1 protein-coding gene is annotated in these 275 nt (G+C 67.6%); it reads left to right on the top strand.

The features are described from left to right. Positions 1-275 (top strand): UxaA family hydrolase (locus AAIL67_RS24820; protein ID WP_343485414.1); only part of this gene is annotated, 275 nt, incomplete at both ends.

Genomic DNA, 275 nt, shown 5'->3' on the forward strand with positions numbered 1-275 from the left:
GCCGAGATCCCGCAGCGCACGCTGCGCAATATCAGCCGCAACCCGAACTTCGGCGGCGAGGTCATGGTGGTCAGCCTGGGCTGCGAAAAGCTGCAGCCCGAGCGCCTGCTGCCGCCGGGCAGCTTTCCCATCGTCGACGAGCGTGAACCCGAACTGGACGTGGTCTGTCTGCAGGACGAGGCCCATGTGGGCTTTATGTCCATGATCGACTCCATCCTGCGCCAGGCCGAGCAGCATCTGCGCCGCCTCGACGCCCGCCGCCGCGAGACCGTGCC

Source organism: Comamonas sp. A7-5, assembly GCF_039581385.1.
Taxonomy (GTDB): domain Bacteria; phylum Pseudomonadota; class Gammaproteobacteria; order Burkholderiales; family Burkholderiaceae_C; genus Comamonas; species Comamonas thiooxydans.